Origin of the sequence: Aurantimonas sp. 22II-16-19i (assembly GCF_002088275.1) — a bacterium.
In the GTDB taxonomy this organism is placed as follows: domain Bacteria; phylum Pseudomonadota; class Alphaproteobacteria; order Rhizobiales; family Rhizobiaceae; genus Jiella.
Map to the genome: position 1 here is coordinate 13,369 of NZ_AQQS01000034.1, position 14,050 is coordinate 27,418.

The window sequence follows — 14,050 nt, forward strand, 5'->3', positions numbered from 1 at the left end:
ATGGCCGCAGTGATGCGGACGATCCGCCATCCCGGTCCCGCCGCGCCGATCCGCCATGCGAAGGCCTGGGGCGAGGCGGTGGCGCTCGATTTCACCGTTGCGCCCGGCGAGACCATGGAGGCCGGGCTCGGCCGGGGCATCGCGGCGGCCGGCTGCGACGCCGGCTATGTCAGCCTCGCCGGCGCGCGGCTGGCCCCGTTCCGCTATGTCATGCCGGCCGGCTCGCCGGGCCCCAGCCATGCGGCCTGGTACTCGCAGACCTTTGCGCCGGAGGGCGTCGTCACCGTGACCGAGGCCGGCGCCATCGTCGGCCGCCGCGACGGCGCGCCCTTCGTCCATTGTCATGGGCTCTGGCAGGCGGCAGGCGGCCCGCTCGCCATGGGCCACATGCTGCCCCCCGACAGCCTCGCCGCCGAGCCGGTGCGGGTGACGGGCATCGGCCTTCGCGGCGCGGCGTTCGAGTCCCGGCAGGACGACGAGACGAATTTCCGCCTGTTCGCCGCCGAGCCAGCCGATCGCGATCTGAACGACGCGGCTCGCCAAGAATCGGGCACGCCTCGCGCCCTCGCCCTGACGCTCAGGCCGAACCAGGACGTCTGCCAGGCGATCGAGGTCGTCTGCCGAAACGAGGGCATCACCCGCGCCCGCATCCACGGCATCGGCAGCCTCAACGAGGCGCGCTTCGAGAACGGCCCGCCGATGCCCTCCTACGCCTCCGAACTTCTGATCCGCGACGGCCGGCTGGAGAACGGCCGCGTCCGGCTGGACATCGTGGTCGTCGCCATGGACGGGGCGATCTTCGAGGGCGTTCTGGCGCGCGGCGACAATCCGGTCTGCGTGACCTTCGAGCTGGTGGTGGTGCCGGAGGGATGAGGGCGTCGTTGCGGCATGGCGGGGTGGTGGATGTGCCGAGGCACCCCCCTCTGGCTTGCCAGCCATCTCCCCCACAAGGGGGGAGATCGGCAGCTTCGGCCGCGGCGCCTGGCAGTCGGGTGCTGCTGGGCATCGGCGAGTGGATTGTTCGCGCGGAAATGCCGTGGCCGAAAATGGCATGAGGCTTCGAACGAGATCGATCTCCCCCCTTGTGGGGGAGATGCCGGCAGGCAGAGGGGGGTAACCGGATGCGCAACGTCTCCGGTGTGCGCCGAATTACAGGGAGACAGCATCACATGACACAATCCACCAAGGTCGCGCTGATCACCGGCGCGGCGCGGGGCATCGGCCTGGCGGCGGCCAGGCGCTTTCTGGAAGAGGGCTGGCAGGTCGCGCTGCTCGACATCGACGGCGCGGCGCAGGAGGCGGCGGTCGAGGCGCTCGAGCGACCCGACGACACCATGGCGATCGTCGCCGACGTTTCCGACCCCAATGCCGTGGCGCGCGCCGTCGCCGCCACCGAGGCATGCTTCGGCCGGATCGACGCCCTCGTCAACAATGCCGGCACCGCCGTCTTCAAGCCGCTGCTCGAGACCACCCACGAGGAGTGGCAGCGGGTGCTCGCCGTCAATCTTACCGGCCCGTTCCTGATGACCAACGCCTGCGCGCCCGTCATGGCGAAGACCGGCGGCGGGGCGATCGTCAACATCACCTCGATTTCCGGCTTCCGGGCCTCCACCCTGCGCGTCGCCTACGGCACCTCCAAGGCGGCGCTGAAGCACCTGACCAAGCAGCAGGCGGTGGAACTCGCCCATCTCGGTATCCGCGCCAATGCCGTCGCGCCAGGGCCGGTCGACACGGCGATGGCCAAGGCCGTCCACAGCGATGCGATCCGCGCCGACTATCGCGACACGATTCCGCTCGAGCGCTACGGTCTCGAGGAGGAGCTCGCCGACGCGATCTTCTATCTCTCGTCGGAGCGGGCGAGCTACGTCACCGGCCAGATCCTCGGGGTCGACGGCGGCTTCGATGCCGCCGGCATCGGCCTTGCCACGCTTCGCCGCGACATGCGCGGCGGCTGAGGCCTGCCCCGAGGCCCCGAACCAGAAGCCTCGAGGCAAGAGCCAGGAGCCAAAAGCCGCGAGCCTGACGGGCCCGCGGCTTCGGCCGTCGGGGAAGATCCGCCGGCGGGATGGACGAACAGACCGGCTTCGGCGGGAGCCAGCCCCGTGCCGCCGGGGCCGCCGCCCCGGTCGCTCGCGCCTCCCGCCTCGCGCCGAAGGGGATCCCGATCCCGATCCTCGGCGCTCAGACGTCGAGGGTCGTCTCGCGCTCCCATGCCGTGAAGTGGCGGCAGTAGCTGTTCCATTCCTCCCGCTTCAGCCGGGCATAGGCCTGGGAGAAGGCCGGGCCGAGGGCGGCGGTCAGCGCCTCGTCGGCCTCGAAGGCCCGCAGCGCGTCGAGAAGGTTCAGCGGCAGCTTCGGCGCGCCGGCCAGCTTGTGGCCGTCCTTGTACATGTCGAGGTCGCTGTGCGGCCCGGGATCGGCCTCGGTGGCAAGACCGTCGAGCCCCGCCGCGATGATCGCAGCCTGCAGGAGATAGGGGTTCACCGCGCCGTCGGGCAGCCGCAATTCGAAGCGCCCCGGGCCCGGCACGCGCACCATGTGGGTGCGGTTGTTGCCGGTCCAGGTGATCGTGTTCGGCGCCCAGGTGGCGCCGGAGACGGTGCGTGGCGCGTTGATGCGCTTGTAGGAGTTGACCGTCGGATTGGTGATCGCGGCGAGCCCCTCGCCGTGGCGCATGATGCCGCCGAGAAACGCCCGGCCCCGGGCCGACAGGCCGAAGGGCTGCGTCTCGTCGGCAAAGGCGTTGGTGGTGCCGGCCGTGTCCCAGACCGAGACGTGGCAGTGGCAGCCATTGCCGGTGAGGCCGGAAAACGGCTTCGGCATGAAGGTGGCGCGCAGCCCGTGCGTCTCGGCGACGGACTTGACCATGAACTTGAAGAAGGAGTGCCGGTCGGCGGTGGTCAGAGCGTCGTCGAAGGCCCAGTTCATCTCGAACTGGCCGTTGGCGTCCTCGTGGTCGTTCTGGTAGGGCGCCCAGCCGAGCGCCAGCATGTGGTCGCAGATCTCGGCGACGACGTCGTAGCGCCGCATCAGCGCCTGCTGATCGTAGCAGGGCTTTTCCGCCGTGTCGAAACCGTCCGAGATCGCCTTGCCGCCCGCCTCGAGCAGGAAGAACTCCGCCTCGACGCCGGTCTTCACCCGCAGCCCCTTCTCGGCGGCGGCCGCAACGAGGGACTTCAGCACCACCCGCGGCGCCTGGGCGACCGGCGCGCCGGCCATCGTCAGGTCGGCGGGAACCCAGGCGACCTCCGGCTTCCAGGGAAGCTGCACGACAGCGCCCGCGTCGGGCATGGCGAAGAGGTCCGGGTCGGCCGGCGTCAGGTCGAGCCAGGTGGCAAAGCCGGCAAATCCGGCGCCGTCCGCCTGCATCTCGCCGATCGCCGCTGCGGGCACGAGCTTCGCCCGCTGCGCCCCGAAGAGGTCGGTGAAGGAGATCATGAAATACTTCACGCCGGTCTTTTCGGCGAATTCGGACAGGTCGCAGGTCACGTCACGGGGTCCCCTCACGGTGCTGGGCTCGAAGTGAACGGACGTCGCCTCCCTCGGCGGTCATGCCGGTCGCGGGGTCTCAGAGCCCCGTCTGGCCGGGTATCCAGCTGGTGCCGGCGAGCGGCACCCGCGCCATCGCCGCCGCCTCGATGGTCAGCGCCACCAGGTCTTCCGGTTCGAGATTGTGCAGGTGGTTGTGGCCGCAGGCCCGGGCGATGGTCTGCGCCTCGAGGGTGATCACCTTCAGGTAGTTGGCGAGGCGCCGGCCCGCCGCGACCGGATCGAGCCGCGCGGCGAGCGCCGGATCCTGCGTCGTGATGCCGGCCGGGTCGCGGCCCTCGTGCCAGTCGTCATAGGCGCCGGCCGTGGTGCCCAGCGCGTTGTAGTCGGCCTCCCATTTCGGGTCGTTGTCGCCGAGCGCGATCAGCGCCGCGGTGCCGATCGACACCGCGTCCGCCCCGAGCGCCAGCGCCTTGGCGACGTCGGCGCCGCTGCGGATGCCGCCCGAGACGACGAGCTGCACCTGGCGATGCAGCCCCAGATCCTGCAGCGCCTGGACGGCGGGGCGGATGCAGGCGAGGATCGGCTGGCCGACATGCTCGATGAAGACGTCCTGGGTCGCCGCCGTGCCGCCCTGCATGCCGTCGAGGACGACGACGTCGGCGCCGGCCTTCACCGCCAGCGCCGTGTCGTAATAGGGCCGGGAGCCGCCGACCTTGATGAAGATCGGCTTCTCCCAGTCGGTGATCTCCCTGAGCTCCAGGATCTTGATTTCCAGGTCGTCCGGGCCGGTCCAGTCCGGGTGGCGGCAGGCCGATCGCTGGTCGATGCCCTTCGGGAGGTCGCGCATCCCGGCGACCCGGTCGGAGATCTTCTGGCCGAGCAGCATGCCGCCGCCGCCGGGCTTGGCGCCCTGGCCGACGACGATCTCGATGGCGTCGGCGCGGCGCAGGTCGACCGGGTTCATGCCGTAGCGGGACGGCAGGTACTGGTAGACGAGGCGTTCGGAGTGGCTGCGCTCCTCGTTCGTCATGCCGCCGTCGCCGGTGGTCGTCGAGGTGCCGGCAAGTGTCGCGCCGCGTCCCAGCGCCTCCTTGGCCTGGCCGGAGAGGGCGCCGAAGCTCATTCCGGCGATGGTGACCGGGATCTTCAGTTCGATCGGCGTCTTCGCAAAGCGCGTGCCGAGGGTGACCGAGGTGTCGCAGCGCTCCCGGTAGCCCTCCAGCGGATAGCGCGACATCGAGGCGCCGAGGAACAGGAGGTCGTCGAAATGCGGCAGCGGCCGCTTGGTGCCGCCGCCGCGGATGTCGTAGATGCCGGTGGCGGCGGCGCGGCGGATCTCGGCCATCGCGGCGTCGTCGAAGGTCGCGGAGCGGCGCGGCGGGGTCGGCGGGTTGTGATAGGTCATGGTGCTCGCACTCCCGCCGCACAGGGCGCCGGCCTCGCCTCGGTAGGCATGGGCCCGGCCTCAGTAGGCATTGTCGATGTCGAAGTTGTAGAGCTTGCGGGCCGAACCGTAGCGGCGGAACTCCGAGGGCTTCACGCCGCCCATGCCGGCCGCTGCGAGCAGGCGCTCCAGCGTCTCGAGATGCTCGCCCCGCATCTCCTTCTCGATGCAGTCGGCGCCCAGACTCTTCACCCTGCCGCGCACGAAGAGCTTCGCCTCGTAGAGGCTGTCGCCCAGCGCCTCGCCGGCATCCCCGCAGACGACGAGATGGCCGGACTGGCCCATGAAGGCCGACATGTGCCCGACATGGCCGCCGACGACGATGTCGATGCCCTTCATCGAGATGCCGCAGCGCGAGGCGGCGTTGCCCCGGATGACCAGCAGGCCGCCGCGGCCGGTGGCGCCGGCATATTGCGAGGCGTCGCCTTCGACGATCACCGTGCCCGACATCATGTTCTCGGCGACGCCCGGGCCGGCCGAGCCGTGGATGGTGATCGCCGCCTCGGCGTTCATGCCGCCGCAGTAGTAGCCGACCGGGCCATGGACGGCGATGGCGACCGGCGCCGCGCAGCCGACCGCGACCGCATGGCTGCCGCGCGGATTGCGCACCTCGAAGGCGCGGTCGTTGGTGCCGGGCAAAAGGGCGTGAAGCGCCTGGTTCAGCTCGCGGATCGGCGTGGTGGCGAGGTCGAAGGCGGGCATGGGCTGCAAGGATCCTCGGTCGGGCGGGTCAGGCGGCGAGCATCGCGTCGCCGGGCGGCCCGTCGCGGTCCCAGAAATAGACGGCGGCCGGCTCGGGCTCCCAGATCCGGGCCGCCTCGATCCCCGGCAGCCCGACGAGGGCGCGGTATTCCGAGCCGAAGGCGACGTAGCGGTTGGTCTCGGCCATGATGGCGGGCTTGCAGGCGATCGGATCGCGCAGGACGCCGAAGCCGGTCCTGGTGCCGACGACGAAGGTGAAGAAGCCGTCGAGGTCGCCCAGGGCGTCGGTCAGCGCGCCGCCGAGATCGCGGCCCTTGGCCATCCGGGCGGTCAGATAGGCGGCGGCGACTTCCGTGTCGTTCTCGGTCGCAAAGCCGATGCCCCGCCGGGCGAGCGCGCGGCGCAGGTTGTTGTGGTTGGAGAGCGAGCCGTTGTGGACGAGGCACTGGTCGTCGCCGGTGGAGAACGGATGGGCGCCGAGCGTCGTCACCGCCGATTCCGTCGCCATCCGGGTGTGGCCGATGCCGTGGGTGCCGCGCATGTCGCGAATGCCGAAGCGCGCCACCACGTCCCGCGGCAGGCCGGTCTCCTTGTAGATCTCGATCGTCTCGCCGGCGCTCATGACGCGGAAGCCCTCGGGCGCATCGGCCAATGCCTGCCGAAGGGCGTCCACCCGGTCGCCGGGAAGGCCGACGACGGCGTGGGTGTCCTTGATCGTAAGAGTGGCGCTCTCGCCGCCGACCTCTCGGGCGAGGGTTTCCAGAGAGGCGAAGGCACCGGCGGGATCCGCGGCCTGGACCGTCACCTTGGAGCGGCCGGCGACGGCGTCGCCATAGAGGGCGATGCCGGCCGAGTCCGGCCCGCGGTCGGTCATGGTGACGAGCATGTCGGAGAGGAGGTCGCCGAGCCGGTCCTCCAGCGCGGGATCCTTCAGGAACAGGCCGACGATTCCGCACATGCAAGATCTCCCGCCGGTTGACATCGCCGAACTATGGCAGAGGCCCGGCAGTCGATCAACTGAGAAGAAACAAATTTTCTTGCGAGGCACCCTCAGCCGTCATTCCGGGCGCCCTCAGCCGGGCCGCGGGACACCCGGCGCGGCCGCCGCCGCCGCGTCGCCGGTCTCGAGGCTCCGGGCGACGACGGCCGCCGCCGCGCCGAGGGCCGAGACGACGCAGAGGGTGGCGAGAAGGGCATGGGCAAGGCCGGTCCTGCCGGTGAAGATCGTCTCGCTGAGCCAGCCGACCATCACCGGGCCGATCCCCAGCGAGATCAGCGTCACGCCGAGAATGAAGCCGCCGGTCATGCGCCCGCGCAGGGACGCGGGCGTCAGCCGCTGGACGGCGACGAGGCCGACGGGCGTCGCCCCACCCAGCGCGAAGGTGGTCGCCGCGAGCGCCGCGATCGCCACGCCGAGATCTTCGGCAAGGCACGCGGTCGCCCCGGCGATCATCGCCGCGACGAGGGCGAGCGCCACGACCAGCGCCGGCGCGCCGGCGTCGCCGCGCCGTGCCAGCCGGTCGATCAGCCAGCCGCCCGCGACGTTGCCGGCCGGGCCGAAGACGATGACGATCGGCCCGAAGATCAGCCCGCTGCCCGCCGGCGTCAGGTCGAAGCCGCGCACCAGCAGCGTCGGCGCCCAGGCGGCGACCACCTGGACCAGAAGGATCGTCGCGGCGGCGCAGCCGAAATAGGCGAGATACAGCCGCCAGCGGTCCGCCAGCGTGGTCCGGAGAGGCGGCGGGCCGGCCCTTCGCAGCGTTCGCGCCGGCTCGACGACGGTGCAGAACCACGCGAAGGCCGCGACGTTGAGGCCGAGGGACATGAGGAACACGATGCGCCAGGGCTGAAGCGGGACGGCGGAGAAGAGGCCGTCGCCGATGAGGCCGAGGAGAAGCCCGCCGGCGAGAAGCGCCATCCCCCGGCCGAGCGTCGCGGCGGAGGTGAAGACGGCGATCGGCCGGCCCATCCCGCCCGGCCCGAAGCCGTCGGCGATCAGGCTGGCGGCGGCCGGAACCAGCGCCGCCTGGCCGAGGCCGACGATCATCCGCCCGCCGACCAGCGCCGGGAAGGACGTCGCGAGGGCGCAGGCGAGGGTGCCGAGCGACCAGACGGCCAGCGCCACCATCACGATCCTGCGGCGGTCGAAGCGGTCGGCGAGCGCTCCCGCCGGAATCACCGCCCCGGCATAGAGGAGGACATAGGCGGTGCCGTGGAGAAAGCCGAGCTGCGTGTCGCCGAGGCCGAGTTCGGCCTGGATCGGCACCAGCACCAGAGCGAGCAGATGGCGGTCGATCGCAGCGACGAGATGGACGAGGGCGAGCGCCAGGGCGAGACTCCAGGCGCCCGGGACAACCGCCGTGTTTTCAACTTGCGCCTTGCGGGCCGCGATCACGGGCAGGGGGCGGGCTGCAGCATCGTCAGGGACGAGACCCAGCGGTCGAATCCGCCGGGACCGTTCGCCGCGATCCGGCCGGCCTCGTGCGGAACCTCCAGCTGCCGCCGCCGGAACTGCCCCGGCGGCACGGCGAAGGTGGCGCGGAAGCTGCGGCTGGCGTGGCTCTCGCTGGCAAAGCCGCAGGCGAAGGCGAGTTCGGCGATGCTCCTGAGATCGCGCGGCTGGCTGAGCAGCGCCCGGAACCGGTGGGCGCGCCGCAGCTGCACGTAGCTGGCGACGCCGCCGAGGGGCTTGAACAGCTCGTAGAGCCGCGAGCGCGACACGCCGATGCGCATGGCGATCAGGTCCGGCCCGAGATCGCGCCGCGGCAGTTCCGCCTCGATCACCCGCCGGGCGGCCTCCAGCTTGGCGCCCGCCGCCGCCGTGGAACTCCCGCCCGCCTCGCCCGGCCGCAGGGCGATGGCGAGGAGTTCGGTGAAGACGGTCATCATGCTGGTCAGCGCGTCGTCGGAGAGGGTCCGGGCATGCCGGTTGAGGGAGATCATGAAGTCGGCGAGCAGCGCCGAGCCGGGCGGCGACAGGATGCGGCCGTGCAGTTCCTCCGGGCCGAAGAAGGCACGTTCGACGACGTATCTGGCGATCGAGAAGGTCAGGATGTGCGACCGGTCGCATTCCGTGCGGTAGGGGCGGCGGGTGTCGAGGAGGATGATCTCGCCCGGCCGCACCTCGGCCGCGCCGTCGCCCGTATGGGCGACGAGCCGTCCGGACAGGTTGAGCTGCATGACGAAATGCTCGAAGCCGTCCTGGCGGATCCGCCGCATCGTCCGGTCGTGGCCGACATGGTCGAGCCAGCGCTCGAAGGCGACGATCTCGCCCAGCGGCCGCGCCTCCAGCCGGGCGGAAAACTGCGAGCCGAGGCGGATGGCGTCGGTGCCGCCGGCATAGAGGCTGCGATAGGCCTCGAACCGGTCGGCCGGCCGCATCGTCTCGGTGGAAAACTGCACCACGGGCCGCTCTGCCGCTAAGAAACCACGTCCTGTCGACAAGAACTCGCCCCCAGACGGCAACGCGCCACCAGGGTCATGTCTATGATATCGAATGCTTTGCAGGCAATGTCTAAACGGTGGTGCCGCTGTGTTGCGGCAGCGAATACGCGTCAGTGCGGCAAATGGGCGCTGCTGCGGGAGCGCAGCCGGCGGGTCGCGCCTGCGTCTCCCCCCTTGCCGCTTCGCCCCCTCGCCGCCGCTGCGTGGCCGGTTCCGTCAGACCGCGTTCGAATAGCGCGCCGTGCCGGCCTCCAGATGGGCGTCGAACCAGGAGGCGACGATGCGGGTGAGCGGCCGGGCTTCCGGCGGGACGAAGAAGCGGCGGCCGGAAACCCGCGCCAGCCCGTCCGCGTCGCTCGCCGCCAGACGCAGCGCCTGCCGCACATGCGGCTCTGCGGCCTTTCCGAACCGGCTGGCGAGGGCATCGAGGTCGATGGCGAAGTCGCACATCAGCCGCTCGATCATGTGGCCGCGGATCGCGTCGTCCGGGGTCAGCCGGTAGCCGCGGAGGGCGGCGGGCCGGCCGGAGGCGACCGCCTCGCGGTAGAGGCCGGTCGGCACGATGTTCTGGACGTGGCCGCCGGGAAACCGGCTGATCGCCGAGGCGCCGAAGCCGATCAGCGTCCCATGCGGGTCGGCCGTATAGCCCTGGAAGTTGCGCCGCAGCGTGCCCGCCCGCGCCGCCCTGGCGAGGCGGTCTCCGTGCCTTGCGAAATGGTCGATGCCCACCGGCTCGAACCCGGCCCCAGTCAGGCTCCGCGCGGCCCGTGCCGCATCGGAGAGCCGCGCCGCGGGGCCCGGCAGATCCTCGTCGCGGATCATCGTCTGGTGCTTCTTCACGTGCGGGACATGGGCATAGCCGAACAGCGCGATCCGCTCGGGCTGAAGGTCGACCACCTTCTCCACCGTCGCGTCGAGCCGCTCCGGCGTCTGCAGCGGCAGGCCGTAGAGGACGTCGACATTGATGGTGACACAGCCGGACGCCCGCAATTCGTCGATCACGTCGCGCGTCTCTTCGAAGCTCTGGGGCCGGTTGATCGCCGCCTGGACCTCGGGGCTGAAGTCCTGGACGCCGATCGAGGCCCGCGTCAGTTCGAGGGCCCGCAGGCCGGCGAGCGCCTGCGGCGTGACGTCGGACGGATCGATCTCGACGCTGATCTCGGCATCGGGCGTGAACCGGAACGCCCCGTGCAGCGCCTCCGACAGCCGGGCCATGTCGCCGGCGGCTAGGAAGCTCGGCGAGCCGCCGCCGAGATGCAGGGCGCCGAGCCTCGGCGAGAAGCCGAGGCGCGCGCGGAAGGCCGCGATCTCCTGGACGAGGGATCCGACATAGGCTTCGACGGGGTCGTAGCGGCGCGTCTGCTTGGTGTGGCAGCCGCAGAACCAGCACAGCCGGTCGCAGAAGGGAATGTGCAGATAGACCGAGACCGGCGTCTGCGGATCGAGGCCGGCGCAGAGTTCGGCCCACAGCGCCGGACCGGCGCCCGCGGCAAAATGCGGTGCCGTCGGATAGCTGGTGTAGCGGGGAACCTCGGTGCCATGCCGGGCGAGGACGGCGCGGTGATCGATCGCGGCGACCGGCGCGCTCACGGCGTCACCCGGCCTTGGCCAGCCGTGGCCAGCAGCGGAACCAGATGCTCCTCCTCGAAGGCGATGTGCCGGCGCAGTCCCTCGAAGAAGCCGCGCAGCATGTAGCCGAGCGCCTCGGCCAGCGGATCCGACTGGGCCCGCGAGCCGTCGGCGCTGGGCGCATGAGCCGGCCCGATGGCGGCAAACCGCGCGGCTGGCCTCGCCTTCGGCCTCGCGTCCCGCCGCCGCGTGGCGACCCGCATGACCGCGTCGACGAGCTTCTCGGCCAGCTCCTCGGCGAAGCTCTCGTCCTCCCAATGCTCGAAATGCAGCCGTTCCAGTGTCGTCGTCAGCTCCGGCCGGGCCGCGAAATGCGCCTTGAGCAGCGGGAAGACCGTCTGTTCCTCGAAGGCGTGGGCGCGCCGGATGGTCGGCCCGATGAGCCGCGCCACGTGCAGCGTGTGCTGGGTGTCGAGATTGTCCGGCAGCGCGTCGGCGATGGCCTCCAGCGCGGTGCAGAGCCGGCGCTGGACCTCCAGCTGGCGCAGGAGCTCGCCGGCGACGCCGCTCTGCCGGGGCTCGCGGGTCGTCTCGCTCGTCGTTCGGGGCGGCACCGGCGGCGAAGTTTCAGGGCGCAGGACGATGACCGCCGCGCCCGCCTCCGCCTCCGTTTCAGGTTGCGGCGCTGCTTCGGCTGGCGACGGGGACCCGGGCTGGAACGTCATGGCAGGGCTCCGATGGCGATGCTTCCTCACCGTCCTTGTCGCCCATTCCGCGACCCGTCGCCTTGATCCAGGTCAACTCGCATCGGGCCAGGCGCATCGCCGCAAGAGCGTGTGCGGGCGCCGGAACAGGGAGCCGGTGGTGCCCGGCGAGGGCAGGCGGGTCCTTCAAGCCATGCCGCACCGCCGGCGCGGCGCCGCCCCGCTCGTCAGGCCGGCGTTCCCTCGTGGACGCGGGCGAAGCGCTGGATCACGAAGGAGCGGAACAGCGCGATGGCGGGGTCGGCCATGTCGTCCGGATGGACCGTGAGATAGTAGCCGAAGCCGCTGTCGCAGGTCGCCTCGAAGGGCGTCGACAGCCGGCCGTCGGCGATCTGCCGGGCGAACATGTCCGGATCGACGAGGATCACTCCGTTGCCGGCCATCGCCCAGTCCACCGTCAGCGCCTCGGAATCCAGCGCCATGCCGCGCTCGGCGGGGATGTCGAGGTCGAAATGCCGGGCGAAGGCCGACCACAACACGCCGAAGGGCTCGCCTTCGAGGCGCGTATGCAGGAGCTCGTTGGAGCGCAGGAAGGTCGCAAGGTCCATGCCCCGGCAGCGCTCGGCGATGTCCGGGGCGCAGGCCGGGGTCTGGCGGATCGACCAGAGCGGGTCGCGCACCGCGTCGTCGAGCCGCGGCCGGTCGAAGACGACGGCGATGTCGGAGGGCGCCCGTGGCAGGCCGACGCCGTTGGAGCTGAAGAGATCGATCGAGACGTCCGGATAGGCCAGCCGGAAATCCCGCAGCACCGCCATGCCGACCACCTGCAGGAAGGTCGGCGGCATGTGGACGCGCAGCATGCGCTGGGTCGTGCCGGCCTTGCGGCGCAGGGCCTGCATGGTCGTCTCCAGCCCGTCGAAGGACTTCGTCACCACCGGCAGCAGCGCCGCCCCCGCCGCCGTCAGCGCCAGCCCCTGGGGCCGCCGCTCCAGGAGCTTGCAGCCGAGCAGGTCCTCCAGCCGGCCGACATGCCGGCTGAGCGCGCTCTGGGAGATGTGCAGCGCCGCCGCCGCCCCGGTGAAGCTCAGCCGCTCGGCCACCGCCTCGAAGGCGCGCAGGGCATTCAGCGGCAGCCAGAGCCGCGCCCCCTCCGAGGCTTCGGCGGGCTGGACCTTCTGTCTGTCGCGGGAAGGATCGACCGGCTCCGACGCACGCACCGGCATGGTTTGCCTCAATTCGATAGGGCGATGCAAAAACGATATTTGCCCGCAATTGCGGCCGCTGCCAAGCTGGTGCTCACAAAGGAGACAGCATGCGCGACTTGTCCATGATTGCGGCAGCCCTCGCCGAGCGCAAGCCCGGCCATTCGCTGCCCCAGCTGCTCTACAACAGCCCCGAGGCCTTCGAATTCGATCTCGAGGCGATCTTCGGACAGTCCTGGATCCTGGCGGGCTTTGCCTGCGAGATCCCCCGGCCGCGCGGCTATCTCGCCTTGACGATCGGCCGCTCGCCGGTGGTGATCACCCGCGATCGCGACGGCGCCTTCCGGGCCTTCTTCAACTCCTGCCGCCATCGCGGCGCCCAGGTCTGCCCGGACGGGCCCGGCGGCAAGGCGCGCCTGACCTGCCCCTATCACCAGTGGGTCTACGGCCTCGACGGCAGGCTCGTCCACGCCCAGAGCATGCAGCCGAGCTTCCGGTCCGACGACCATGGCCTCAGGCCGATCCATGTGGAGGAGGTGGCCGGCGCGCTCTTCGTCTCGCTGGCCGAGACGCCGCCGGCCTTCGAGCGCTTCCGCGCCGAACTCGAGCCGCTGCTCGCGCCCCACCGGCTGAACGAGGCCAAGCTCGCCCACCAGAACACGCTGGTCGAGAAGGGCAACTGGAAGCTGGTCATGGAGAATGCCCGCGAGTGCTACCACTGCGCCGTCGGCCATCCCGAACTCGCTTTGACCTTCCCGATCAACGAGGCGAAGGGCGGTCAGTTCGCCAAGGAGGGCGATCCGCGCCACGCCGCCTTCGATGCGCGCCTCGCTGCGGCGGGCCTTGCCAAGGGGCCGTTCCTCGGCCCCTGGTGGCAGGTCGAGCGGTTTCCGCTGAAGGAGGGCCAGGTGTCGCTCACCATGGACGGCCGGCCGGCGGTGACAAAGCTGATGATCGACGGCGACAATGCCGATGTCGGCTCGCTGCGCTGGGCCATCGAGCCGCACTCGTTCTGCCATTCGACCTCCGACACCACCGTCTATTTCAGCGCCATGCCCACCGCCACCGGCGAAACGGTCGTCACCTGCAAGTGGCTGGTCCACCAGGACGCCGTCGAGGGCGTCGACTACGACGTCGAGCGGCTGACGGCGCTGTGGAACATCACCAACCAGCAGGACCGCGACCTCGTCGAATTGAACCAGCGCGGCGTCAACTCGCTCGGCTATGCGCCGGGGCCCTATTGCGAGGACAGCGAATCCTACGTCATCCGCTTCGTCGACTGGTACTGTGACCAGGCCGAGGCGTTCATCGCGGCCCGTAGCGGGACTGGGACCGGCACTGGCATCGACCGGCGGCCGCAGGCGGTCCATCCGGTGCCGGCCGCCGTGGAAGCGCCGTTCGCGGCAGCGCCGACGGGCATGGGAATGGCGCTGGCCTTCGCCGGCGAGGCCGCGGCGGCTGCCGCGGCCGAACAGTGGCCGGACGCCTCGTGA

At 71.0% G+C, this 14,050-nt stretch carries 12 protein-coding genes; 3 read left to right on the top strand and 9 right to left on the bottom strand.

The annotated features are described in order from the left end of the window. Both ATO4_RS21325 and ATO4_RS21330 read left to right on the top strand, forming a co-directional pair. A complete protein-coding gene (locus ATO4_RS21325) occupies positions 1–873 on the top strand; it encodes a DUF296 domain-containing protein (protein WP_083593795.1) in 873 nt (290 codons plus the stop codon). Between the two features lie 296 nt (positions 874–1,169). Then, positions 1,170–1,955, top strand: a complete 786-nt coding sequence (locus tag ATO4_RS21330; protein ID WP_083593796.1) for an SDR family oxidoreductase — start codon at positions 1,170–1,172, stop codon at positions 1,953–1,955. Between the two features lie 226 nt (positions 1,956–2,181). Here ATO4_RS21330 and glnT read toward each other — a convergent pair whose 3' ends face one another. The 9 genes from glnT to ATO4_RS21375 form a co-directional block, all read right to left on the bottom strand. Beyond that, on the bottom strand, positions 2,182–3,489 hold the full coding sequence (gene glnT / locus ATO4_RS21335; protein WP_083593797.1) for a type III glutamate--ammonia ligase: 1,308 nt from the start codon (positions 3,487–3,489) through the stop codon (positions 2,182–2,184). 79 nt (positions 3,490–3,568) lie between these two features. Continuing rightward, positions 3,569–4,897 (bottom strand): FMN-binding glutamate synthase family protein, encoded by a 1,329-nt coding sequence (locus ATO4_RS21340; RefSeq protein ID WP_083593798.1) that lies wholly within the window; start codon positions 4,895–4,897, stop codon positions 3,569–3,571. 60 nt (positions 4,898–4,957) lie between these two features. Continuing rightward, the gene (locus tag ATO4_RS21345) at positions 4,958–5,638 is read right to left on the bottom strand and encodes a GXGXG domain-containing protein (protein WP_083593799.1); all 681 of its coding nucleotides are present in this window, start codon (positions 5,636–5,638) and stop codon (positions 4,958–4,960) included. Between the two features lie 28 nt (positions 5,639–5,666). Further along, positions 5,667–6,596: a glutamine amidotransferase family protein gene (locus ATO4_RS21350; RefSeq protein WP_083593800.1), complete on the bottom strand. Its 930-nt coding sequence runs from the start codon at positions 6,594–6,596 to the stop codon at positions 5,667–5,669. A gap of 114 nt (positions 6,597–6,710) precedes the next feature. Continuing rightward, entirely contained in the window at positions 6,711–8,033 is a 1,323-nt protein-coding gene (locus tag ATO4_RS21355) for an MFS transporter (RefSeq protein ID WP_176223107.1), read from the bottom strand. Further along, entirely contained in the window at positions 8,030–9,043 is a 1,014-nt protein-coding gene (locus ATO4_RS21360; protein WP_083593801.1) for a helix-turn-helix domain-containing protein, read from the bottom strand. Before ATO4_RS21360 ends, ATO4_RS21355 begins: the two co-directional genes overlap by 4 nt. 255 nt (positions 9,044–9,298) lie before the next feature. Continuing rightward, the gene (gene hemN, locus ATO4_RS21365) at positions 9,299–10,672 is read right to left on the bottom strand and encodes an oxygen-independent coproporphyrinogen III oxidase (RefSeq protein WP_245308875.1); all 1,374 of its coding nucleotides are present in this window, start codon (positions 10,670–10,672) and stop codon (positions 9,299–9,301) included. After that, entirely contained in the window at positions 10,669–11,376 is a 708-nt protein-coding gene (locus ATO4_RS21370; RefSeq protein WP_083593802.1) for a hemerythrin domain-containing protein, read from the bottom strand. The genes hemN and ATO4_RS21370 overlap by 4 nt, the downstream gene beginning before the upstream one ends. Before the next feature lie 206 nt (positions 11,377–11,582). Further along, positions 11,583–12,578: a LysR family transcriptional regulator gene (locus ATO4_RS21375; protein WP_083593803.1), complete on the bottom strand. Its 996-nt coding sequence runs from the start codon at positions 12,576–12,578 to the stop codon at positions 11,583–11,585. 89 nt (positions 12,579–12,667) lie between these two features. Between ATO4_RS21375 and ATO4_RS21380 the strand changes: the two genes are divergently transcribed. Then, on the top strand, positions 12,668–14,050 hold the full coding sequence (locus ATO4_RS21380) for an aromatic ring-hydroxylating dioxygenase subunit alpha (protein ID WP_083593804.1): 1,383 nt from the start codon (positions 12,668–12,670) through the stop codon (positions 14,048–14,050).